The 21,052-nt window shown below is 56.9% G+C and carries 28 protein-coding genes; 3 read left to right on the top strand and 25 right to left on the bottom strand.

The window, feature by feature from the left end; all coding sequences use genetic code 11:
* Window positions 1–85: 85 nt before the first annotated feature.
* The 12 genes from BMX91_RS10475 to BMX91_RS10530 form a co-directional block, all read right to left on the bottom strand.
* Window positions 86–1,012, bottom strand: coding sequence for a dipeptidase (locus tag BMX91_RS10475; protein ID WP_092053525.1), 927 nt, complete (start codon window positions 1,010–1,012; stop codon window positions 86–88).
* Window positions 999–1,727, bottom strand: coding sequence for a gamma-glutamyl-gamma-aminobutyrate hydrolase family protein (locus BMX91_RS10480; RefSeq protein WP_092053527.1), 729 nt, complete (start codon window positions 1,725–1,727; stop codon window positions 999–1,001). The genes BMX91_RS10475 and BMX91_RS10480 overlap by 14 nt, the downstream gene beginning before the upstream one ends.
* A 62-nt stretch (window positions 1,728–1,789) precedes the next feature.
* Window positions 1,790–2,713 carry a S66 peptidase family protein gene (locus BMX91_RS10485; protein ID WP_177168352.1) on the bottom strand — a complete coding sequence of 308 codons (924 nt, stop codon included), beginning with the start codon at window positions 2,711–2,713 and terminating at the stop codon, window positions 1,790–1,792.
* Window positions 2,710–3,534 carry a M55 family metallopeptidase gene (locus tag BMX91_RS10490; RefSeq protein WP_092053984.1) on the bottom strand — a complete coding sequence of 275 codons (825 nt, stop codon included), beginning with the start codon at window positions 3,532–3,534 and terminating at the stop codon, window positions 2,710–2,712. The genes BMX91_RS10485 and BMX91_RS10490 overlap by 4 nt, the downstream gene beginning before the upstream one ends.
* A 210-nt stretch (window positions 3,535–3,744) precedes the next feature.
* Window positions 3,745–4,158, bottom strand: coding sequence for an immunity protein YezG family protein (locus BMX91_RS10495; protein WP_092053530.1), 414 nt, complete (start codon window positions 4,156–4,158; stop codon window positions 3,745–3,747).
* A 17-nt stretch (window positions 4,159–4,175) separates the two neighbouring features.
* On the bottom strand, window positions 4,176–4,604 hold the full coding sequence (locus BMX91_RS10500; protein WP_092053532.1) for a YrhA family protein: 429 nt from the start codon (window positions 4,602–4,604) through the stop codon (window positions 4,176–4,178).
* A 45-nt stretch (window positions 4,605–4,649) separates the two neighbouring features.
* On the bottom strand, window positions 4,650–5,060 hold the full coding sequence (locus tag BMX91_RS10505; RefSeq protein WP_092053535.1) for an immunity protein YezG family protein: 411 nt from the start codon (window positions 5,058–5,060) through the stop codon (window positions 4,650–4,652).
* A 15-nt stretch (window positions 5,061–5,075) separates the two neighbouring features.
* Window positions 5,076–5,429, bottom strand: coding sequence for an immunity protein YezG family protein (locus BMX91_RS10510; RefSeq protein ID WP_092053537.1), 354 nt, complete (start codon window positions 5,427–5,429; stop codon window positions 5,076–5,078).
* A gap of 23 nt (window positions 5,430–5,452) precedes the next feature.
* Entirely contained in the window at window positions 5,453–5,875 is a 423-nt protein-coding gene (locus tag BMX91_RS10515; protein WP_092053540.1) for an immunity protein YezG family protein, read from the bottom strand.
* Window positions 5,876–6,301, bottom strand: coding sequence for an immunity protein YezG family protein (locus tag BMX91_RS10520; protein WP_092053542.1), 426 nt, complete (start codon window positions 6,299–6,301; stop codon window positions 5,876–5,878). It lies immediately after the preceding gene.
* Between the two features lie 25 nt (window positions 6,302–6,326).
* Window positions 6,327–6,740 (bottom strand): immunity protein YezG family protein, encoded by a 414-nt coding sequence (locus BMX91_RS10525; RefSeq protein ID WP_177168353.1) that lies wholly within the window; start codon window positions 6,738–6,740, stop codon window positions 6,327–6,329.
* Between the two features lie 458 nt (window positions 6,741–7,198).
* Window positions 7,199–8,626, bottom strand: a complete 1,428-nt coding sequence (locus tag BMX91_RS10530) for an aldehyde dehydrogenase family protein (protein ID WP_092053547.1) — start codon at window positions 8,624–8,626, stop codon at window positions 7,199–7,201.
* Window positions 8,627–8,716: 90 nt separating this feature from the next.
* Here BMX91_RS10530 and BMX91_RS10535 point away from each other — a divergent pair, with 90 nt between their 5' ends.
* Both BMX91_RS10535 and BMX91_RS10540 read left to right on the top strand, forming a co-directional pair.
* The gene (locus BMX91_RS10535) at window positions 8,717–9,562 is read left to right on the top strand and encodes an aminoglycoside N(3)-acetyltransferase (RefSeq protein WP_092053550.1); all 846 of its coding nucleotides are present in this window, start codon (window positions 8,717–8,719) and stop codon (window positions 9,560–9,562) included.
* Between the two features lie 62 nt (window positions 9,563–9,624).
* Window positions 9,625–9,873, top strand: coding sequence for a hypothetical protein (locus BMX91_RS10540; protein WP_092053988.1), 249 nt, complete (start codon window positions 9,625–9,627; stop codon window positions 9,871–9,873).
* Window positions 9,874–10,034: 161 nt separating this feature from the next.
* Here the strand turns inward: BMX91_RS10540 and moaA are convergent, their stop codons facing one another.
* The 6 genes from moaA to BMX91_RS10570 are packed head-to-tail and all read right to left on the bottom strand — an operon-like array spanning window position 10,035 to window position 14,041.
* A complete protein-coding gene (gene moaA, locus BMX91_RS10545; RefSeq protein ID WP_092053553.1) occupies window positions 10,035–11,051 on the bottom strand; it encodes a GTP 3',8-cyclase MoaA in 1,017 nt (338 codons plus the stop codon).
* A gap of 16 nt (window positions 11,052–11,067) precedes the next feature.
* Window positions 11,068–11,628 (bottom strand): molybdenum cofactor guanylyltransferase, encoded by a 561-nt coding sequence (gene mobA / locus BMX91_RS10550; RefSeq protein ID WP_092053556.1) that lies wholly within the window; start codon window positions 11,626–11,628, stop codon window positions 11,068–11,070.
* Complete coding sequence (gene moaD / locus BMX91_RS10555) at window positions 11,628–11,861, bottom strand: molybdopterin converting factor subunit 1 (RefSeq protein WP_092053558.1); 234 nt, start codon at window positions 11,859–11,861, stop codon at window positions 11,628–11,630. The genes mobA and moaD overlap by 1 nt, the downstream gene beginning before the upstream one ends.
* A complete protein-coding gene (locus BMX91_RS10560; protein WP_008300883.1) occupies window positions 11,858–12,298 on the bottom strand; it encodes a molybdenum cofactor biosynthesis protein MoaE in 441 nt (146 codons plus the stop codon). Before BMX91_RS10560 ends, moaD begins: the two co-directional genes overlap by 4 nt.
* Window positions 12,285–12,809 carry a molybdopterin-guanine dinucleotide biosynthesis protein B gene (gene mobB, locus BMX91_RS10565; protein ID WP_092053561.1) on the bottom strand — a complete coding sequence of 175 codons (525 nt, stop codon included), beginning with the start codon at window positions 12,807–12,809 and terminating at the stop codon, window positions 12,285–12,287. The genes BMX91_RS10560 and mobB overlap by 14 nt, the downstream gene beginning before the upstream one ends.
* Window positions 12,797–14,041, bottom strand: a complete 1,245-nt coding sequence (locus BMX91_RS10570) for a molybdopterin molybdotransferase MoeA (RefSeq protein ID WP_092053563.1) — start codon at window positions 14,039–14,041, stop codon at window positions 12,797–12,799. The genes mobB and BMX91_RS10570 overlap by 13 nt, the downstream gene beginning before the upstream one ends.
* A 75-nt stretch (window positions 14,042–14,116) precedes the next feature.
* Between BMX91_RS10570 and moaC the strand changes: the two genes are divergently transcribed.
* Window positions 14,117–14,605 carry a cyclic pyranopterin monophosphate synthase MoaC gene (gene moaC / locus BMX91_RS10575; protein WP_092053567.1) on the top strand — a complete coding sequence of 163 codons (489 nt, stop codon included), beginning with the start codon at window positions 14,117–14,119 and terminating at the stop codon, window positions 14,603–14,605.
* Window positions 14,606–14,837: 232 nt separating this feature from the next.
* On the opposite strand, the gene BMX91_RS10580 is transcribed toward moaC, so the two are convergent.
* The 7 genes from BMX91_RS10580 to BMX91_RS10610 all read right to left on the bottom strand — a co-directional run bounded on the left by BMX91_RS10580 (window position 14,838) and on the right by BMX91_RS10610 (window position 21,028).
* On the bottom strand, window positions 14,838–15,332 hold the full coding sequence (locus BMX91_RS10580; RefSeq protein WP_092053571.1) for a MogA/MoaB family molybdenum cofactor biosynthesis protein: 495 nt from the start codon (window positions 15,330–15,332) through the stop codon (window positions 14,838–14,840).
* 18 nt (window positions 15,333–15,350) lie between these two features.
* Window positions 15,351–16,370, bottom strand: a complete 1,020-nt coding sequence (locus BMX91_RS10585) for a ThiF family adenylyltransferase (RefSeq protein WP_092053574.1) — start codon at window positions 16,368–16,370, stop codon at window positions 15,351–15,353.
* Between the two features lie 36 nt (window positions 16,371–16,406).
* Window positions 16,407–17,924, bottom strand: a complete 1,518-nt coding sequence (locus tag BMX91_RS10590) for a nitrate/nitrite transporter (protein ID WP_092053578.1) — start codon at window positions 17,922–17,924, stop codon at window positions 16,407–16,409.
* 185 nt (window positions 17,925–18,109) lie between these two features.
* A complete protein-coding gene (locus tag BMX91_RS10595; RefSeq protein ID WP_092053581.1) occupies window positions 18,110–18,637 on the bottom strand; it encodes a hemerythrin domain-containing protein in 528 nt (175 codons plus the stop codon).
* A 218-nt stretch (window positions 18,638–18,855) separates the two neighbouring features.
* Complete coding sequence (locus BMX91_RS10600) at window positions 18,856–19,503, bottom strand: response regulator transcription factor (protein WP_092053993.1); 648 nt, start codon at window positions 19,501–19,503, stop codon at window positions 18,856–18,858.
* An 8-nt stretch (window positions 19,504–19,511) separates the two neighbouring features.
* Window positions 19,512–20,543, bottom strand: coding sequence for a sensor histidine kinase (locus BMX91_RS10605; protein WP_092053997.1), 1,032 nt, complete (start codon window positions 20,541–20,543; stop codon window positions 19,512–19,514).
* Between the two features lie 29 nt (window positions 20,544–20,572).
* Complete coding sequence (locus BMX91_RS10610) at window positions 20,573–21,028, bottom strand: GAF domain-containing protein (protein WP_092053584.1); 456 nt, start codon at window positions 21,026–21,028, stop codon at window positions 20,573–20,575.
* Window positions 21,029–21,052: the final 24 nt, after the last annotated feature.

The raw sequence follows: 21,052 nt of genomic DNA on the forward strand, positions 1-21,052 counted from the left end.
TGGCCGGTGGCTATTTCCCGGGAAATATGTCGAAACAGGTCATGTAAAAAGACAAGGTCCCGCAGAAGCGGTTCCTTGTCTTTTGTTATTTCGGACGGTTTTCGAGGAAGTTACGGTAGGCGAAGCCTTTGACCTGGTTTTCCGAATAACGTTTCAGCAGTTCGTTGATGAGATTCTGCTGCATGGAGGCATCGGACAGGTTTTCCACTTTGTCGGCAATGCCGTCAAAGTCGGAGCCAAGGCCGATGAACTTCTCGCCGCCGAGGCCGCAGAAATGATCGATGTGACGGATCAGGTCATCAATGGTCACTGAACCGCCTTCCTTTATGAATGCCGGGCAGTAGACAACATGGATCATGCCGCCCTTATCAAACAGCGCCTTCGCCTGGTCATCGTAAAGGTTCCGGACATGGTCACGGACTGCCCGTGCATTCGAGTGGCTCGCAATCGGGTAATCCGCCGTCTCGATCACGTCCCAGAACGCCTTTTCGCACAGGTGCGACACGTCGGTCAGGATCTGGTATTCGTTGTTAAACCGGACGATTTCGCGGCCGAATGTCGTGAGGCCGGCTCCGCGGGGCTCGCCGGCACCATCTGCTGCCAGGTTCGCGTTGTTCCAGGTCAGTCCGACCGATCGGACACCGAGCTGGTGGAGGATGGAGAGCTTCTTCAGGTCGTTGCCGATCGCGTCCACGCCTTCAAGCGTAAGCAGCGCACCCGTCTCGCCTTCTTTTAATGAATCGATATCCGCCCAGTCCCGGATCAGCTTCATGTCCGGGTTGTTGCCGAGGACATCGGTGTAGAACCAGTGAACCTGATCGAGGGCCGCCTGGAACTTTTCCTCGGCCTTCATACCCGGCCAGATAAAGATGGCGAAAGCCTGAAGCTTTACCTCGCCCTTGCGGAGGCGTTCGCGGTTGGTATCCAGTTCCGGTGCGTCGGCAAAACGGATCTTGCCGTCCGCTTCATACAGCTTCAGCAGTGCATCGCAGTGCAGGTCAATGATTTGCAAGGCTTCCCGCCCCTTCCTTTGCTGTTTCGATGAACCGCTCGAACAGCCGGAGTGATGTGCTGTCCCCTGCTGCGGCAAGTGCTTCCGGATGCCACTGGACGCCGACCGCGAACCGGTGCTCTGTGCTCTCGACCGCCTCAATTACGCCGTCGGACGCAACGCCGGAGATTGCGAACGGCGCTTCCACATCTCGCACCGCCTGGTGATGATAAGAATTCACACGGAACTTCTCTGCCTGCGCGGCCTCCCGCAGAATGCTGCCTTCCGCCGCCTCGACGAAATGGGACAGATGGACCCGGTTTGCGCGCTGGCTGTGCTGGAGCAATTCACGGTCGATCTGGGAATAGATATCCTGATACATGTCGCCACCCTCGGCGATGACCATGACCTGAAGGCCCCGGCAGATGGTGAGAAGTGGCATGTCGCGCTCGAGTGCCCCTTTAATGAGCGCAAGCTCCGATGCATCCCGGCCCGGCGAGATCTCTCCGAGCTTTGGATGCGGCTCCTCGCCAAATAGGGTAGGGTCAATGTCTCCCCCTCCGGAGACGACGAGCCCGTCGAGTGCATCAAGGATCCGGTCCGCGTCGTTTTCCGTGTCGATCGGGATGAGCAGCGGGATGCCGCCGGCCCGCTGGACAGCGGTGATGTAGTCGTGGTTCAGGACGTGCTTATAGTCAAGTTCAACATGGGTCGTGATGCCGATAAGCGGTTTCATGGTGAATTTCCCCCTTATATTAACCTTCATTGATTCTAATATTAGTCTGATATACCGTGCGCTTACTCCACGCCCGGCAGGATGGTGAGCGTCTTTGCATCGGCGTCCAGATATGCCTCGACGCCGAGCGGGACCGCGAAGTGCGGCTGGCAGTGACCGATCCGGAAACCGGATACGACCGGCTTACCGAACCCTTCAAAGAAGTCCTTGAACACCTCTTCATAGAAGAAGTCGCCCTTATGATTCTTAGGATATTTAAAGTCGCCGATGACGATGCCGGCCACACGATCAAGAACACCCGACTGCCTTAACTGCGTCAGCATGCCGTCCGTGCGATACGGCTCTTCGTCGGTGTCTTCGATAAGAAGAAGCTTCCCTTCAAACGAAGGGGCAAATTTCGTGCCGATGCTTGAGGCGATCAGTGAGAGATTGCCGCCGATCAATTGTCCGCGCGCGCTTCCTCCGGAATAGGTGGTAAGCGGCGAGACCGATTCGTCATAGTGCAGCTCGAGAGGCTGGAACAGTTGGGAAAACAGTTTGGCCGACAGCGGATCGAAGTCATCCTTGGCGACGTCCGACTCGAGCATCGGCCCGTGGAACGTCACAAGGTCCGAATACATATGGATGGCCTGATGAAGTGCAGTGATGTCGCTATACCCCCAGAAAATCTTCGGGTTTTCCCGGATCATCTGATAGTCAATCTTCTCAAGATAGCGCGCGGAGCCGTAGCCCCCTCTTGCACAGATGATACCTTTGACTTCAGGGTCGCTGAACATCCCGTGCAGATCGTCCAGGCGTTCCTGATCGGTTCCCCCGAGATAGCGCTCCTTTTTCCCGACAGCCTTTCCGATTTTCCAGTTCAGGCCGAGCGACTCCAAGAAGGCGAGCGAACGGGTCAACTGTTCGGTCTTCGGCGGGCTGGACGGGGCGATGATGCCGACGGTGTCGCCCCGCTTCAGCCGCTCCGGACGGATGAGTTCCATCATCGGTAGGTAGTCTGCAGCGCAAGCTCGATCATGACGAGCATCGCGCTGTACGCTTCCAGGATATCTTTCGCCTCGAACCGGACGACCGTCGACCCTGGTTCGATTTCGCAGCCAGGCATGAACGCCGCCCATTCGGCCTGGCCATAGTTCGTGAATTCGATGCGGAGCACCGGATTATCCGGGGGCGTCAGCGGCTTGACGTTGTTGCGGTTCGCAATGGCTTCCGCCGCCTTTTCCTTCAGAAGTTCATGCGCCCTCTGAGGGGAGAGGGACCGGACCGCAGAGCGCGTCAGTGACTTTTTCACTGCCGCCGTCACCACGCCCGGAATCAGTTCTTCCGCCTCGCGGGAAGCCCCGTCATCGCCTGCGACCATGATGACCGGCACGCCGTGATAACCCGCGATGTACGCATTGAATCCGATCTCCCCGATCTCCTGCTCATTGATCCACATGTTGCGGACCGCATGGATCATCGAGTGGCTCATGACCCCCGGCTGGCCCGCGCGGGAATGGTAGCCCGTGAAGATGGCGCCGTCATACGTGTTGTCGAGGCCTTCCACCATCGAGTACAGCTTCACGCCCCCGTTGATCAGCTCCGCTTCCGGATGCAGCTTCTCAGGCAGCAGGTTGTTCATCTTCGAATGGCTGTCGTTGACGAGCAAATGCTCTGCCCCGCCGGCCAGCGCCCCCTCGATGACCGCATTGGCGTCCCCCGTCATGAGGCTCCGCCCGATTTCGTAGTTATGCTGGGATGAATCGACGAACGTGTAATCCGGGATGCCCGTGATCCCTTCCATGTCGACCGAAAGATAAATATTCATCGGTTCGCCTTCTTTCTTTTCAGAACTATTTTCGTTTTCGAAATACAAGTCCACTTTAGCAGAACAAGGGGTGCCGGACAATGCGATTTCCTGCTGAACATGAAAAATACGGAAGCCGGCGGGGCTTCCGTTTTTCGGTCATTATCTTAGGGTCATTATTTCTAGGCATAGCTTGGTCTATATCGTGTCTCGTATGTATATTCCTTACTTCTACCTTGATTCAATCCCATATCTGGCCTTCCACGCTTCATGCTGCTCCACCATATCCACATCTCTGAGATCTTCGTATTCGTACTCCACATGAAATTGGCCGTTGCATTCAAGAATGAAGGTGAGGCTTGTCCAAGGCTGCAGTCCCTGATCTTTAAAAACGTTTTGCAGGGAAAGAACCTGTTCTGCCAGTTCACTTTCGCGGTCCCCAAATTCTTCTTCGTCCAAATCAAAGTGATTGGGGATATGATGGCTCAGAACCGGGGCTCTTCCATCAGCCGGATCGTAATAGAAGTATGCGGTAGAAAAGTCTTCCCAGCCTTCGACGTATAGGAATACTTTGCTCCACTCTTCTGGTATGAGGTCATGTAAACCATGTACGATCTCTTGAAAGATTTCCTTTTGGTCTGGCATCGATCTCACTCCATCACTTATAAGACATCACTAATCGAGTTGGTGATGAGATCCTCAAGACAACTGAATTCCTGAATCTGATCTCCACTCGGTTTATCCAGTTCGTAAAACTTATTGTCGGTCAGGTCAAAACAATACCAGGAGATACTGGAATCGGCCAAGAAGATGTATCTGCGGTTCCATTCTAGTTCCCACCAGATTCTGTTGGCAGCGTAAACGCTGTTGTTCTGATCATCCTGATTGATGTTGTAGATTAACAATCCGTTGTACTGCAATCCGTTAGTGATCTTCATTAAATCAATATAATCGTTTATAAAAGCTTGATTCCTTGTCTTTTCACTAGCCCATTTTATAAACTCATCGATCAACAAACCGAATGCTGGCGGCTCAGGAAGCCGTCCGGAATTTTGGATTCTACGTTTAACAATCTCCATCTGCTTTTTCATCCTAGTCCGTCTCTCCTGGAGAATTGACATTGATTCAATCCATTGTTATTCAATCTCATACCTGGCCTTCCACACCTCGCGCTGCTCTCCGGGATCGACTTCGCTTAAATCTTCATAGCCGTAGTCCACCTTGAACTGACCGTTTTGCTCCAGGATAAACGTGAAGCTTGTCCACGGTGTCAGTCCGTCATCTCTGAAAACCCGCTGAAGGGAAAGCCCTGTTTCGCCAAGTTCATACTCCTTCATTTCGAAGTCATCCGAGTCCATCTCAAAGCGCTCTGGGATGTCATGGCTGAGCACTGGACCTGTGCCCTCTGCAGGATAATAAAAGAAATAGGCGGTCGATGAATCATTCCAATCTTCCACGTAAAGAAGAACCTTTTCCCATGGCTCAGGGATCAGGTCATTCAACTGATTGGCGAGTGCTTGATAGATCTCTTCCGCTTTCCGAGCCAAATGCTTCACTCCCTGTTACTCGCCGAAAACATGCTTTGCTTCCCAGCGATCCTGCTTTTCAATCGGATCAAGGTCAGACAAGTCCTCATAACCATAATCAATCTTCAAGTTCCCGCCGCTCTTCAATGAGAATGTGAGGTTCGTCCAAGGTTCCTTTTCCCGATGCGCGAACTGCATCCATAGCAATTTTTGCTGATTGTAAAGGCTTTCTTTTAACTGATTAAAATGCTCATAGTCCACTTCGAACCTATCAGGGATATCCAGGCTGTAGACCGGTTCTCCGCCATGGGAGGGCGCACTGCTTTCAGGGTAATAGTAAAAATAGGCTGTGGAGTACCCTTCCACGATTTCTTGGTAAATTTCTTTCATTTCTCCTCCTTAGAGAAGCAGCATCATCGTTTATATTCAATCCCGTATTTTACTTTCCAAGCCTCTCGCTTCTCCCCCGGATCCAGTTCCTTTAAGTCCTCATATCCGTATTCGGCCTTGAACGTGCCATCATGATTTAAAATCAACGTGAAGTTCGTCCATGTTTCCATATCCTGTTCACTGAACATCTGTTGTAGAGCCAGAACCGTCCTTCTCAGCAGACGTTTCTGAAGAAGAAAATCATCCGGATCAACAGAAAAAAGGTCCGGAATATTTAAGTTTAGAATTGGCAGAGTGTTATCTGCCGAGTCGTAGTAGAAGTAAATGGTAGTGTAGCCCGGCCAACTTTCAGCGTACAGCTTCGCAGTGGTCCATTCCTCAGGAATCATGGCGCTAATCTGGTGCGCAATCTCCTCATAGCACTTTTCAATCTGTTCTGCAGTCACTTATCCCTTATCCCCCCCAGTGAGATTGTTGGATTCCCAGCGTTTTCGTTTTTCAAGAGGATTAAGATCTGACAGGGCGCTGTAATCATAGTCGATCTTCATTTTTCCATCGCTTTGCAAAGAAAACGTCAGGTTCGTCCAGGGTTTCTCTTCCTGGTTTTTGAATTCGTTCCGTAGCACTTTAATGTGGTCATATAATTGTTCATCTAATCGATCAAACGTTTCCTGGCTGACTTCGTATTCATCAGGGATATCCAGATTGTAGATGTACTCGTCGCTCCCTGCAGGAGTGTAGTAGAAATAGCACTTATAGTACCCATCCCAATACTCGGCGTACAGCTTCACCCAATCCCACTTTTCCGGAATCATCTCAAGCACTGTATTCGCAATGGCAGTATAACGGTTTTCCTTTTCTTTCGTGTCCATGGTACTCCCCCTCACTGGGCAGTATTTAATTGATTGAGTGCTTTTCTTTCCAAAGTCTCCTCTTCTCAACTGGTCCCAGCAGTGATAGATCCTGATAGCCATATTCAATTCGAAATTCACCAGTACTCTTGAGTATGAACGTCATGCCGGTCCACAGTTCTGCTTCTAGTCTCATCTGTTTTTCATATAACAGCATGATCGTATCTCTCAGCTCATCTTCCAGATGTTCAAACTCTGTGGAATCCACTTGGAATTGCTCAGTAATTTCATAATGTAAAAGGGCTTTATTATCGTTTTCAGGATAATAATAAAAATAAACCGTGTCGTAACCTGCCCATTTTTCCGCGTACAAATATACTGAACTCCACTTCTCGGGAATCATCCTTTGAATTCGATCAGCAATTTTCTGGTAGATAGTCTCCATAACCTCAATCCCCATTTCGATTGCTCCATACATCTATTCTACCGGGATACGGCTGAGGGAGCAGCGGGATTTCCTATTTTGGAAGAAAAGAGGAAGAAAGACCCGGACGCATTGGTTTGAAAGCACCAAAAAGCCGGAAGAGGGATGTCCACTTCCGGCTTCTGACGGGTTGTTGCCTGCTGGATTCGAATAATTACCACGCTTGCCTGAGTCTTTACCCTGTCTATACGAGCGGTTACCAATTGTATAAAACGCTTATTGTTTAGACCTGAAGAGCACTCTCTTCAAAACACCTATGGTCAAACCGACAAACAGGATTATCAAAACCAGGTAGCCGTTTGGCAGTTCTCCGTTATAAGCACTATAAACAGCTGCTGAAATCACGATCACCATCAGTAATAATATCCAGTCAAACTTGCCGAACTTCATTTCACCTCACGGCCTTTACATATGAGACTTTTATGCGTAATCACTCAGAACGTCGTTTTCACCGTAATGAACTTCAGCTCGGTCATGCCGTCGATGGCGTATTTGACGCCTTCACGGCCGTAGCCGCTCATCTTGACGCCGCCGTATGGCATGTTGTCGACGCGGAATGTCGGGATGTCGTTGATGATGACGGCGCCGGCTTCGATTTCGTCTGCGGCTTTCATCGCGGATTCGATGTCGCGCGTGTAGATGCCGGCGTTCAGGCCGTACTCCGAGTCGTTGACGAGATCGATTGCCTCGTCCAGGTCCGAGTACTTCATGATCGTGACGATCGGGGCGAAAACTTCCATGCAGACGACGTTCATGTCAGGTGTGACGTCGGTCATGACCGTCGGGGCGATGCCGTTCTGGACGCGCCCGCCGCCTGTGCGGACGGTCGCGCCGGCTTTTTTCGCTTCCTCGATCCATTCCATGGCGCGATCCGCCTCGCCCGGGTGGATCATCGAGCCTACATCGGTCGATTCATCCGCCGGATCGCCGACCTGGAGCTTCTCGGTCTCCGCGACGAATTGGTCCACGAATTCATCGTAGATGTCGTCATGCACGTACACGCGCTGGAGCGAGATGCATACCTGTCCGGCAAAGCCGAATGCGCCGGTGACGGCACGCGGCATGATTTTCTCGAGCGGTACGTCCGGTTCGACGATCAGTGCGGAGTTCGAGCCCAGCTCGAGCGTCAGCTTTTTCAGGCCGACCTTCGACTTGATGTCGAGTCCGACCGGCACGCTTCCGGTAAACGTCACTTTCTTCACGAGGTCGTTCGTGATGAGCGGATCGCTCAGCTCGCTGCCGCTCCCCGTGACGATTTGGAGGGCGCCATCCGGCAGGCCCGCTTCCTTGAAGATCTCGGCCAGAGCCAGTGAAGAAAGCGGCGTCTGTGTGGCCGGCTTCAGGACGACAGTGTTGCCGACGGCAAATGCCGGCCCAAGCTTGTGCGCGACCAGGTTTGACGGGAAGTTGAACGGCGTAATCGCTGCGACGACACCGAGCGCCTCCCGCTTTGTCCAGCCGATGCGATCCGTCACACCTGGCGCCGCGTCCATCGGCACCGTCTCGCCGGAAAGCGACTTGGCCGCTTCCGCCGAGAACTGGTACGTGGCGATTGTCCGGTCGATCTCGCCGCGTGCCGTCTTGATCGGCTTGCCCGCTTCCTTCACCAGCAGCTGCGCCAGCTCTTCCTTCCGCGCTTCAATCAGATCGACGGCACGGTATAGCAGTTCGGCCCGCTCGTATGCCGGCCATTTCCTGAACTCGAGAAACGCCTCATGGGCGCCTTCAATTGCCTGTTTCACATCTTCTTCATCCGCTTTTGCAACCGTTGCAATCGCTTCCTGGGAATACGGCGACTTCAATTCATACGTACGCGCCGCTTCCTTCCATTCCCCGTTGATCCACAGTTTCCATGTTTCCATTTCCCAACACCTCCCAAAACTATTCTATACCCGTTCCGCGGGGCATCCAAATAAGGTACTCTGAATAAAACGAATACGGGGGAATGAACGATGAACGAATTGGATGTTGTGCTCCGGACAGGGGAATTCATTTCAAAAGAGACGATCAAAGAGCATCTGGGCAATGCGGGTATCGGGAAAGGCGAGAGGATCATCGTCCACACGTCGCTGAAAAAGGTCGGCTGGGTATCCGGCGGCGAGCAGGCCTTTGTCGAGGCGCTGCTTGAAACCGTAACGGCGGACGGGACGGTCGTCATGCCTGCACAGTCCTCTGACAACTCGGACCCGAGGCACTGGATGATGCCGCCGGTCCCGGAAGAATGGCACGAGCCGATCCGTCGTACGATGCCGGCTTACGACCCCCATCTGTCGCATCTGCGCGGAATGGGCAAGGTCCCCGAGTGTCTCCACCGCCATCCGGAGACGGTCCGCAGCCCGCATCCGGCGCATTCGTTCATCGCCTGGGGCCGTGACGCGGCAGAATGGATGCGGGATCACCCGCTGGAGGATTCCTTCGGGGAGGGTTCCCCGCTCGGGAAGATGCACGGCTCCGGTATGAAGATCCTGCTCATCGGGACCGGCTACGACTCCTGCACGGCACTGCATCTGTCGGAATACCGGGCTCCGGGCCTCGAGACATACCGGGACGGCGCGTCCATGCTGGTGGACGGCGAGCGGAAATGGATCGAATACGACATGGCGGACCTGGAATCCGATGACTTCCCGCCGCTCGGAATGGCATTCGAGCGCGAACATCCGGAAGCCGTGACCCGCTGCAAAATTGGCCAGGCGGATACCCGGGTGATCGACATGGACACATTGGTCGACTTCGGGACGGAATGGATCACGAAATGGCGGGAAAAGAAAAAAGTAGCGCAGGCAGAGAAGGCCGAGTGATCGTTTTAGGGGGCTAATAGTAGGGTAAACTTAGGAGAAATCGAATGAAGTGGGGGATGGATATGGCGAAGAAGGAACCGTTCATGGAAGAAACGTACGAAGACCGGAAACTCCGCGAAGAGCTGGGCCGGCAGACCAACGCTGGATTTGCGCGGGTAGAGAACATGGAGATGGAGGCCGGCGCAATCGACCTTCCTACCGATGAGACCGTGCTTGAACCCCTAACCGAAGAGGAAATCAAGCGCCGTGTGGGATCCGGCAATTACGAGGCGGCAAAGGATGACAAACAGACCGGCTCCATCAACAGCTGACAAATGGCCGCATCGCTGCGGCTTTTTTATATGGGGTGGATGCGTGCTGTCGGGAAACGTTGACATACTGGGCTGAGACGTTAACATAAGCGCTCACTAATACAGGGCTGACACCCGAGGCGGATCTTTCCGCTCCGTGTGTCAGCCCTGTTTTTCCGAATTTATCCGCCGATGTAAGACATGCCGATTTTATTGCGATTACGCGCGGTCTGTTCGGTACGCTCGTCGGAGTAGCGGTCGGCCCGGTTTTCCCAGACGCCCGCTATGGCGCTCATGAGTTCTTCATCGCTTGCACCATCCCGGATCAGGCTGCGCAGGTCGAATCCGCCTTCCGCGAACAAACAGGTGATCAGCTTGCCGTCGGATGACAGGCGTGCGCGGGTGCATGTGGAGCAGAACGACTCCGACACCGAGGTGATAAACCCGAGTTCCGCTCCGTTGTCGCTGTGGCGGTAGCGTTTGGCGACTTCCCCGTAGTAGTCCTGCCCGACCGGCTCTAGGTCATATTCACTCCTGAGCCTGTCGAAGATCTCCTTTTTCGTGACGACATCCCGGAAGCTCCAGCCGTTGTCATTTCCTACGTCCATAAATTCGATAAACCGGAGCGTGATGCCGCGCTCTTTGAAGTAGGCGGTCATCGGCAGGATCTCAGAGTCGTTGACACCCTTTTTCACGACCATGTTCACCTTAATCTCGAAACCGACGTCCTTGGCGTAGTCGATCTGCTTCAGGATACGCGATGGGTCGACGCCCCGGCCGTTCAGTTCGCCGGAGATGACCGGGTCCAGGGCATCGAGGCTGATGTTCAGCCGGCGCAGGCCCGCATCATAAAGCGGCTGGGCATGCGTTCCGAGAAGAAGCCCGTTCGTCGTAAGGCCGATGTCTTCGACCCCTTCGACGGACAGGATCCGCTCCACAAGATCCGGAAGTCCCCGTCGCATCAGCGGCTCGCCGCCGGTCAGGCGGATCTTCTTGACGCCGGCGTCCGCGAACAGCCGGGTGAGCCGGTGGATCTCCTCGAAGGTGAGCAGCTCCGACTTCGGGAGGAAGGCATAGTCATCCCCGAATACCTCTTTCGGCATGCAGTAGGAACATCTGAAGTTGCACCGGTCGGTGACGGAGATCCGAAGATCACGGATCGGCCGCCCGAACCGGTCGGTCAAAGGCTGTCGGGTCATGTTCGCTTCCTCCTTCTCATTGCTCGTTCGGCGTGTTCACGTTCCGGAATACGGACAGGTCCGGGTTCAGTTCGCGGGCGTCGATCCACTCCGTCTCCACAGAGGCAAGAAACGGCATGACACCGCGTTCGCCACGTAAAAGTGCTTCTCCAATACGGCCGGCAAGCCTCCCGCTCCAGACGCTGAACAGCGGGATCGGATGGTCTTTCGTGCGGACTGCGGTCACGTCAGCGTCCGGGTCGGCCAGCGTGAGGAGTTTCCTGACTTCCATCGGGCCGATGCCGGGCATGTCGCAGGGCATCACGGCGAACCCGTCCGCGGGCCGCAGTTTCATCGCGGAACAGATGCCGGCAAGCGGACCGGCTCCGGAAAACTCCGGAAGGTCCATAATGACGTCCGCACCGCCAAACCGCCCTGCGTGTTCCGGCCGGGCGGAGACGATGGCTCCACTGCAGCCGCCTGCCAGAAGTGCTTCATGCGCCCGCTCCCAGAACAGCCGGCCTTCGTAATCGGCAAAGGCCTTCGGAGAGCCGAACCGCCTGGACTGGCCGCCTGCCAGAACGATTCCCGTCGTCATCAGCCGCCGCTGACCGGCGGGATAAATGCCGCGGTGTCGCCTTCTTCGAGGACATCCCCGTCCAGGGCATATTCCTCATTGACCGCAACGCGCGCACCGCCCCCGCGGATGCCCGGATATTTTTCTTCGGCCCATTCCAGCAGTTCCCCTACAGTCCTGCCGGCAAGCGGAGCCTTTTCTTCCGGGACACCCGTCAGGTCCCGGATGCCCGCGAAATACAGAAGGTTGATCATGTGTTCCGCACCTCCGGTTTTTTGTTCTGATCGCCGATCCACTGCTCGCCCGTTTCCCAGATTTCCTTTTTCCAGATCGGAACGTCCTGCTTGATGCGCTCGATCGCATATTCATTGGCTTCATAAGCGGCTTTCCGGTGGGGTGAGGAAACGGCGATGACAACGGCGACTTCGCCCACATCCAGTTCGCCGATCCGGTGGGCGATCGCGACGCGGGTCCCTTCCCACTTTTCCTCAATCTCCCCGCCGATCTGGGCCATCTTCTTTTCCGCCATCGGCACGTACGCCTCATAGCTCAGATAAAGCGTCCGGATGCCCTTTGTCCACTCGCGGACATGGCCGGTGAACGTGACGACGGCCCCTGCCTCGGGACGGAGAACGTGGTCCGCATAGCGCTGCGGGTCTATCGGCTTGTCGGTGATTTCATAGATGGACATGGCCCGTCCCCCCTTTTAGCCAGCGGCCGAACCAGCCGCGGATGGCTTCTGTGTCTTCCCTTGCAATGTTTTCCGGCGAGCCGGGTGCGTCAGTGCCTGCCGTGACGGCAAGCCGGATGTCCGGAAGGTTTTTCAGCTGTTCCCAGTCCTCCGCGCTCCGCACGAGGACGATTTTTTCGAACGGCTCCTGTTTAAATCCCTCGACAAGGACAAGGTCCGGCCGAACTGCGGCCGCCACACGGATCATCGGAAGAGGACCGGCCTCCGCTTCTCTTAAGTGAAGCTGGATGATTCCGCCTCCCGATACGGCGGAGACCGCCGCCCCGTCACCGAAAAACTTCATGCTGTCGGTTTCCGGATCGGGCAGTGCCGGCGGGCCGCCATGGCCATGGTGCTTGACCGTGGCCGTCCGGAGCCCCCGGGACGCGGCTTCCGCAATCAGTGTCCGGATCAGTGTCGTCTTTCCGCTGTTCTTGAACCCGGCGACCTGGAGCACCCTCACAGTTTCCATTGAGTGCTGCCTTCCTCGATGCCGAGCAGAAGGACGTCGACCTCATCTCCCTTTTTGAATCCCCGCGTCCCGCCCGGCAAGACGATCATCCCATTGCCGCGGGCGATCGAGGATACCGCGTTGGACTTATTAAAGCCGGCGGGCGATGCCGTGTTGCCATCATAAACTGCCCGGACGAAACGGGTGAACGGGTTCGGCTTCGTGAAATCCTCGCCGAGCACCGCTTTTGTATGAGGCAAAAATAGCTTGTCCGCACCCATCATCTTGAGGAGGGCCGGGCGCGTGAACAGCTCGAAGCCGGTAAAGCAGGATGACGGGTTGCCTGACAGGCCAAACAGCAGTTTGCCGCCGCCCGCGGCGACCGTTGTCACGCTGCCGGGCCGCATCGCGACTTTGTTGAACAGCACTTCTGCGCCGATCTTCTCGTAGACGGCCGGCAGATAGTCGAAGTCGCCGACCGATACCCCGCCGGTCGTAATGAGGGCATCCGTCTCGGTAAGCGCCCGTTCGACCGTCCCGATGACGGCGTCCAGATCGTCCGCCTGTGCACCGTACGTCCGGCATTCGATGCCCATCCGGCGGAGCTGTGCCGCGATCATCGGGCCGTTGCTGTTGCGGATCTTGCCCGGCGCAAGCGGCTCGCCGACACCGACCAGTTCAGTCCCGGTGGCAAGAATCCCTACAACCGGGCGCCGGGCGATCTTGACGTGCGCGTAGCCGAACGTCGCAAGCACCGCGACCGTCCCTGCATGGATGTAGCTTCCGGCGGGGACAACTTCCTCGCCTTCCGCCAGGTCCTCCCCCTTCAGCGAGACGTTCTCAAGCGGCTCGAATGGCTTGCGAATCGTGAAGGTGTCCCCGTCCTCCACCGTCTGCTCGAACATGACGATGGCATCCGCCCCGTCCGGAAGCGGCGCGCCGGTCATGATGCGGGCGGCCTGCCTTTCGCCAAGTGTTTGATTCGAGACACTTCCCGCCGGGATTTCATCGATAACGGTGAATGGGAGCCGGTTGCTGCCGGAAGCGCCCTCGGTGTCCTTGGAGCGAACAGCGAACCCGTCATATGGCGACCGGTTAAACGGCGGCACCGGATGGGAGGCGGTCACCGGCTCGGCGAGGATCCTGCACGCGCTTTCCTCGAGCGGGACTGTCTCCGTCCCCGTCGGTGCGGCGTGTGCGAGCACACGCTCCACCGCCTCCGCGACCGGTATCGGTTTCCGAATTTCCACCATCATGACCGCCTCCTGTTTTCATCTGCTATACTCTGATTATCCTGATTTTAACATAGCCCCGAAAGGATGATTCCCGTGTCCGACCTGACTCACTTTAACGACCAGGGCCGCGCCCGTATGGTCGATGTCTCCGAGAAGGACGAGACTGTCCGCACCGCCGTCGCCCGCTCATCCGTACTGGTGAATGAAACCATCCACCGCCAGATCAGTGAAGGGACGAACAAGAAAGGGGACGTATTTGCCGTCGCACAGGTCGCCGGCATCATGGCGGCCAAGAACACGCCACAGATCATCCCGATGTGCCACCCGCTCCCGCTGAAGGGCATCGATATTTCGTTTAAATGGAACGTCGATGAGGCAGCCGGCCACTACGAAGTGCTGCTGGAGGCAAGCGTCAAGACGAAAGGCCAGACCGGCGTTGAAATGGAAGCCCTCACCGCCGCATCCGCCGCCGCCCTCACCATCTACGACATGTGCAAGGCCGCCGGCAAAGAAATGATCATCGGCCCGACGATGCTGCTCGAGAAAACCGGCGGCAAGTCGGGGGATTATAAGAGAGACTAAGTGATTGATTGGATGAAAACCGCCTGATGGGGCGGTTTTTTTGATCCACAACCAACTGCGAACCTGGCAGTTTCCCATACTCCAAGTTCGGGCCCCTTACTCCAAACCGGCTGGCCTTACTCCATTTCCGGCACTCTTACTCCAATTCAGCCGGTCTTACTCCATTTCGGACCTTCTTACTCCATTTCAGCGTCCTTTACTCCAAATCCCAGCTGCATTTCGTGCACTCAGCCTACTTCCTCAGCTCCGCCACGATATGCCGGATTTCCGGGATGATGAGGCGCTCCATGGCGAGGCGGACGGCGCCGCGTGAGCCGGGCAGGATAAAGACCGCCTTTCCCTGTGCGGTGCCGGCGGCAGCCCGGCTGAGCATCGCCTTTGTGCCGACGTCTTCGGTGAAGCTCAGGTAGCGGAACAGTTCGCCGAAGCCGTCCAGCTCCTTTGACAGGAGCGGGCGGATCGCTTCGATTGTGACGTCGCGGACGGCAATGCCGGTGCCGCCGGTCGTGATGACGGCGTCAATTTCCGGCTCGGCGAGCAGCGCCGTGATCACATTCCGGATCTCCATAGCATCATCCGCCACCCACCCACGGCCGTCTACCGCCAGGCCCGCAAGTTCAGCGAAGTGCTCGATGAGGGCGCCGCCGGTATCGTTGTCTTCCGTTCTCGTGTCGCTCACCGTTAGGATTGCGATCCTTACTTCTTTTGGTTGTGGTCCATGCGCCAACAGACTCCCCCCTTTCCTTTAACCAAACAGGCGGTGATACAGTGTTCTGCCCTCTTCCGCCGTTTTGGCGCCGTGGATCAGCAGCCGGCCGTCGCCAAACAGGACGAACCTGTTGCCGAATGCCCGGAACTCAATGAAATACGGTGTCCGGCGGGCGTTCGGATCAAGCCGGCGCCCGATCGTCTCTCCGGCATCCAGCGACACAGCCCGTGCAGGGTCGGGCAGGATCTGGACGGCGTCCCGGCCGCAGAGAACAGCCGCATCGCCAGCCAACCGGGGTCCGAGTTCCGGATAAGTCGGCGAATCACCGCATGTGGCGCATTTCGGGTCGCGGATACGGGAAACACCGATGTCCAGATGCGTGCCATCCCACAGGTCGAAGTGATGCACTTTCGTCCGCATGGCGGACTCGTTTCCCGTCAGCCACTTCATCGCTTCTGCGCACTGGATTGCAGCGGTCGCGGATACGGCCGGCGGGATAATGCCCGCCGTGTCGCATGTCGCGCCCGTGGCGGGCAGCACGGGGAGAAGGCAGCGGTAGCACGCGCCTCGTCCCGGGATAAACGGATAGACCGTCCCCGAACCCCGGACGCACGCCCCGTGGATCCACGGAATGCCGTGCTTCATCGCAGCGTCATTGATCAGAAGGCGCGTCTCAAAGTTGTCTGTTGCGTCCATGAGCAGGTCGCTTTCCGATGCAAGCGACTCCATAAGCGGACCATCGGCATTGCCAAGATGGGTCCGGATGACGGCGTCACTGCGGATCTCCCTCAGATGCGCTTCCGCGGCCACCACCTTCGGGAGCATGTCTGCCGCGTCCGCCTCGGTGAACAGCGTCTGGCGCTGGAGGTTTGAGAGCTCGACATAGTCGCGGTCGACCAGGATGATTTCCCCGATGCCTGCCCGCACGAGCGTCTCGGCGATGGCAGTCCCCAGCGCGCCGCAGCCGATGACAGCCACCTTGGCTGCGGCGAGCCGATCCTGCCCGTTTTCTCCTATCGGCCCGAATAATGTCTGTCTCGAATACCTTCCATCCACGTCAGCTGCCTCCCCCGATGAAGGAAAAAATGCCGGTCAGCGCCGGGCATCCTTTCCGTGTTCTTTCGTGATGTCGCTGAAGGTCCCCACATAGCGCACATGCTCGCCGGTCTCGTCGCTGACGGCTGCGATGTTCAGCCACTGCAGGTACTCTTCCCCGTTCTTTTTCTTGTTCCAGATTTCGCCCTGCCACATGCCTTCTTCTTTTATCTGCTTCCACATCCCGCCATAGAATTCCTTCGGCTGGCGGCCGGAAGACAGCATGTTCGGGTTATTGCCGAGGGCTTCTTCTTCCGTATAGCCGGTCAGCTTCGTGAACATAGGGTTCACCGCGCGGATCGTCCCTTTCGAATCTGTCACGAGCACGCCCTGGCCCGTTGACCGGAACACATCCGCCTGGAGCGACAGCCGATCGGAGTAGTAAAGCCAGACGACGAGGATGAGGCTAGCGAGCGCCACCTGCGACAGCAGCATGAAGCCGATCGAGTATTGTCCGGTCATCGAATAGATGATCGAGAGGAGGATCGGCGGGAAGAAGCCGCCGAGACCGCCCATCATCGAAACGAAACCGTTGGCGATCCCCGCCTGCTTGGCAAAGTAGAACGGCACGAGTTTGAAGATGACGCCGTTGCCGATGCCGGCACTGATGGCGATGGCGATGCTTCCGACCGTGTACAGCCCGATCGACGGTGAAAATGCCAGAATGATCGCGGCAATCGTGTAGACTGCGAACGTGCCGATCAGAAGGAACATCGGCTGGAACTTGTCGGCCAGCCAGCCGCCGATCGGCCGCAGGAACGTCGCGACCGCGATGAAGATCGCCGTCCGGATGCCCGCATCCACACTGTCGAGGCCGTAGTTTTCGACGAGGAAGTTCGGCAGGTACACCGTGAAGGCGACAAATGAGCCGAATGTGATGAAGTAGAACAGCGAAAACAGCCAGAGTTTCGAATTGCCCGAGATGCCCCTGATCTGCTCGTACATCGACGTCCTGACTTCCGGCTTCGGCTCCTTGCGATCCCCGAAGAAAAAGTTCAGAAGCGCGAAGGCTGCCAGAAGGATGAGGAACAGCTTGACCGTCGGCTGCCAGCCAATCTGGCCGGCGATGATCGGCGCAGCAAATGTCGTGATCGCCGTCCCGATGTTCCCCGCCCCGTAGATCCCGTTGACGAGTCCGTGCTTTTCTTTCGGATAGTACTTCGGAAGCGAGGTGACCCCGACCGAGAACACCGCCCCGCCGACTCCGAGGATCAGGCCCCCGATGATGAGGTCCGTGAAGGTGTCCGCCTCACTGATGTACCAGACCGGGAACAGCAGGAGGATGAAGCTCCACATAAACAGCGTCCGCGCGCCGACGAAGTTGGCGTAATAGCCGAACGGCATGCGGAGAATCGAGCCGAGCACGACCGGCACTGCCGTGACGATCGCCAGGCGCTCCGGCGGAACGTCGATGTCCTGCGTGATAAAGGAAATCAGCGAGGACAAAATAACCCATACCATGAAGCCGACCACGAGGTTTGCCGTCTGGAGCGGCAACTGAATCTTCTTGACCATCTGTTTCACCTACTCGGTTAGAGTTTTGACTACAGGTACTGCAAGTGAGATCGTAAAACCTTCTCTATGATTCTATTGTAGGCTCCTGTCGCGGGACGGGTAATAAGGGGGTTCCCTGTGCCTGCCGGGGGAAACCCTGTATGAGAAAAAGCCGCCCACGGATCTGTGACAGCGGCCTGTACCCATCAGACGATGAGCGTGTTCAGTTTTTCGGCGAGCGCGTCAAGGTCATCCGCACGAAGCAGGCGCTCGGCCATCGGGAAAAGGACCGTCTCTTCCTTCACGAAATGGACAGTCAGCACCTCGAATGCTTCTCCGGCGTCACCGGCGATCTTCCGGATCTGGTCTTGGGTGAGCCCGGAAAGGTCCCCCCGCGTGTGATGGAAAAAGTGACCGATATAGGCGTCAATCTCCCCGTGCTCTTCCTGGATTCCGACGATCGGTCCCTGCTCAAGCCCGATATAGCCGCCGAGTACAGGGAAAAAGTGCTCCTCTTCCTTGTCCGTGTGGTTCTTCAGCGGATCGAGGAAGCCGATAAGTTTCGCCTTCAGTTCGTCCAGAAGAGCAAGGGCAGTGGCCCGATCCATGTCTTCTTCCCGCTCGAACCTGAGGACGATGTCATGCCATTCCTCGGCGAGATGCATGAGGTAACGGTGCTCGTTTTCCAGGAGCCGCACCGCCGGCTCCGTAAACTGCAGTTGTCCGTTTGCCATCTGCGATGCCTCCTGTCTGTTGAGTAAAAATGTGGTTGCTTTCCGTTCCGGCGCACGCTTTCCGCGGGGAAGGCATCGAGCCGGCGCCAATACAAAGGTTGGCGTCTGCGTGCAACGCGCGTCGTTGCGCGGCACCTGGGTCTCTCCGCGCTTCCTTTTCCGCAGGAGTCTGCGCCTTCACTGCAAGCAACAGACCTATTCGGCATTCCACCCATTCCTCAGAAGTTCAACAGTTTTTTCCTGAGGGCGAATTCGACGAGTTCCGGACGGCTCTTGAGGCCCAGCTTCTCCATGATTTTGGCTTTGTGGGCCTCGACGGTTTTGACGGAGATGTAGAGCATCTCGGCGATTTCCTTATTGCCGTAGCCTTTGGCGACGAGCGGGAGAATCTCGAGCTCGCGCTTGGACAAAAGCTCATACGGATCGTCAGGGGCTGCCGTGTGGTCGGCTTTGACGAATTCGCGCACAAGCGAGGTCGCCATTTTCGGATGGATGTACGTGCCGCCGCGCCGGATCGTGCGGATCGCGTGCAGCAGCTCTTCGTCTGGCGCATTTTTCAGCATATATCCGGATGCGCCGCTTTTCAGGACATTGAACAGATACTCCTCATCGTCGTGCATCGTCAGGATCAGGATTTTCGTGTCCGGGAAATCCTCCTTGATCTTGCCTGTCGCGATCAGGCCATTTTCGCCCGGCGGCATGCTGAGGTCCATGATCAGGAGGTCCGGCTGGTGCCTCGCGACCATCTTGTAGGCCTCGATTCCGTCAGCCGCAGTCGCGACGACTTCCATGTCCTCCTGGAAATTGAGGATCATCGAAAAGCCGCTCCGGACGACAGCATGATCATCCGCGATGACAATGGAAATCTTGTCCATCAGCGGTCCCCCTTTCCGCGGAGTGCGGGAACGCTCAGCCGGATCGTCGTGCCGGCACCCTGCGCAGATTCAACGTCAAGCGTGCCGCCGACCAGCTCCGCGCGTTCTTTCATGCCGTACAGGCCGAGGCCCGTGCCCTCCGGCTCGCTGCCGGGGATGAAACCCGTGCCTCGGTCGCGCACGGTCAGGAGAAGCCGGCTGCCCTCGCCTTTGAGCGTCACAGACACCCGATCCACATCCGCGTACTTCAGGGCGTTCAGAATCGCCTCCTGGCACACCCGGTAAATAACCGTTTCAATCTCCGTTTCATACCGCTTCACCGGCAGGTCGGAAGTGTAGTCGACGGCGAGGCCGTACATTTCTTCAAGCCGCTTGAAATGGGAGCGGAACGCCGCTTCCAGGCCCAGATCATCCAAAGCGGAAGGGCGCAGCTCGACCGACAGGTTCCGGATTTCTTCAAGGAGCCGGGACAGCGACGCCTCCGTCTCCTTCACCTTAGAGAGCACCTCCGCATCCCCCGTCATATACTTCAGCACCCGGAGGTCGACGACCGCGCTCATGAGCTCCTGGGCGACGCCGTCATGAAGCTCCCTGGAAATCCTCCGGCGCTCGTTTTCCTGGGCGTCGATGATATGCTTCATCATCTTGTTCTGATAGGCCTTCTCCTGCATGCGGTGCTGGCGCGTCATGTCGCGCAGCAGGAACACCCGGATATCGTTTTCCGGGTCGACCGTATGGAACGAGGAGGCGTACGGCACGAGGCCCTGCCCTTTCGTGTCCAGATACATCTGGAAGGACGAGAAATCGTTGCGCTCCGGATGGTGAAAATAGCAGTTGTCGCACGTCTTCTGACCGGTCTCGTCCACATATCCGGCACATGCCCGGCAGAGCGCGCCCTCGGTGCCGTCAAGAAGGGCCTTCAGCACATCCCGGTCAAGGATCTTTTCCGCCGCCGGATTGGCGGCAAGCGCCCTGCCCTCCCCGTCAAAAAACAGGATGGCTTCACTGCTCTTGTCGAACATCTTCAGCATCAGCTCATTCAGCAGATCCTGCTTCACGCTCACCGGCTCACCAGCTCCTTCCCGTCAAAGCCGGGGACGGAGTCGGACGCCGCTGCCATCTCCAGGCAAAGCGCTTCCGTCATTTCCCTATGATCATCCCGGTAGCCGCCGAGCAGGACGCCTTTTACACGCCCGCCATCATAAAGCGGCACCGCGGCGATGCTGGTCAGCTGTTCGGTATTGACGATGGGATAGTCGAGCACGCCCGGTACATGCCGGCCCGGGTCCACATGAGGCACAAGCAGCGGCTTTCCCGTCTTGAAGACGGTGCCGGCGATGCCCCTGCCGGACCGGAGGATGATGCGGCGAAAGCGGTTGTTCAGATTCCCCGACGCGACCCGCCAGCGGACCGAGTAGCCGCTCGGGGCGTCTTCCATCGCCAGCGCCATAAAGTCGAAGCCGAGCCGTTCCCGGAGCCTGTCGATCACATTCTGGTAGATTGTCAGTTCATTCATCGCGGACCTCTCCCGTTTTCCGCC

It is taken from the genome of Bhargavaea ginsengi (assembly GCF_900109165.1).
Classification (GTDB): domain Bacteria; phylum Bacillota; class Bacilli; order Bacillales_A; family Planococcaceae; genus Bhargavaea; species Bhargavaea ginsengi.

Bases quoted from the DNA above. Each gene is read 5' to 3' on its own strand.
- BMX91_RS10480 (WP_092053527.1), bottom strand. From the start codon at position 1,727: ATGAAACCGCTTATCGGCATCACGACCCATGTTGAACTTGACTATAAG.
- BMX91_RS10485 (WP_177168352.1), bottom strand. From the start codon at position 2,713: ATGATGGAACTCATCCGTCCGGAGCGGCTGAAGCGGGGCGACACCGTC.
- BMX91_RS10490 (WP_092053984.1), bottom strand. From the start codon at position 3,534: ATGAATATTTATCTTTCGGTCGACATGGAAGGGATCACGGGCATCCCG.
- BMX91_RS10495 (WP_092053530.1), bottom strand. From the start codon at position 4,158: ATGCCAGACCAAAAGGAAATCTTTCAAGAGATCGTACATGGTTTACAT.
- BMX91_RS10500 (WP_092053532.1), bottom strand. From the start codon at position 4,604: ATGAAAAAGCAGATGGAGATTGTTAAACGTAGAATCCAAAATTCCGGA.
- BMX91_RS10510 (WP_092053537.1), bottom strand. From the start codon at position 5,429: ATGAAAGAAATTTACCAAGAAATCGTGGAAGGGTACTCCACAGCCTAT.
- BMX91_RS10520 (WP_092053542.1), bottom strand. From the start codon at position 6,301: ATGGACACGAAAGAAAAGGAAAACCGTTATACTGCCATTGCGAATACA.
- BMX91_RS10525 (WP_177168353.1), bottom strand. From the start codon at position 6,740: ATGGGGATTGAGGTTATGGAGACTATCTACCAGAAAATTGCTGATCGA.
- BMX91_RS10530 (WP_092053547.1), bottom strand. From the start codon at position 8,626: ATGGAAACATGGAAACTGTGGATCAACGGGGAATGGAAGGAAGCGGCG.
- BMX91_RS10535 (WP_092053550.1), top strand. From the start codon at position 8,717: ATGAACGAATTGGATGTTGTGCTCCGGACAGGGGAATTCATTTCAAAA.
- BMX91_RS10540 (WP_092053988.1), top strand. From the start codon at position 9,625: ATGGCGAAGAAGGAACCGTTCATGGAAGAAACGTACGAAGACCGGAAA.
- moaA (WP_092053553.1), bottom strand. From the start codon at position 11,051: ATGACCCGACAGCCTTTGACCGACCGGTTCGGGCGGCCGATCCGTGAT.
- mobA (WP_092053556.1), bottom strand. From the start codon at position 11,628: ATGACGACGGGAATCGTTCTGGCAGGCGGCCAGTCCAGGCGGTTCGGC.
- moaD (WP_092053558.1), bottom strand. From the start codon at position 11,861: ATGATCAACCTTCTGTATTTCGCGGGCATCCGGGACCTGACGGGTGTC.
- BMX91_RS10560 (WP_008300883.1), bottom strand. From the start codon at position 12,298: ATGTCCATCTATGAAATCACCGACAAGCCGATAGACCCGCAGCGCTAT.
- mobB (WP_092053561.1), bottom strand. From the start codon at position 12,809: ATGGAAACTGTGAGGGTGCTCCAGGTCGCCGGGTTCAAGAACAGCGGA.
- BMX91_RS10570 (WP_092053563.1), bottom strand. From the start codon at position 14,041: ATGGTGGAAATTCGGAAACCGATACCGGTCGCGGAGGCGGTGGAGCGT.
- BMX91_RS10590 (WP_092053578.1), bottom strand. From the start codon at position 17,924: ATGGTCAAGAAGATTCAGTTGCCGCTCCAGACGGCAAACCTCGTGGTC.
- BMX91_RS10595 (WP_092053581.1), bottom strand. From the start codon at position 18,637: ATGGCAAACGGACAACTGCAGTTTACGGAGCCGGCGGTGCGGCTCCTG.
- BMX91_RS10605 (WP_092053997.1), bottom strand. From the start codon at position 20,543: ATGCTGAAGATGTTCGACAAGAGCAGTGAAGCCATCCTGTTTTTTGAC.
- BMX91_RS10610 (WP_092053584.1), bottom strand. From the start codon at position 21,028: ATGAATGAACTGACAATCTACCAGAATGTGATCGACAGGCTCCGGGAA.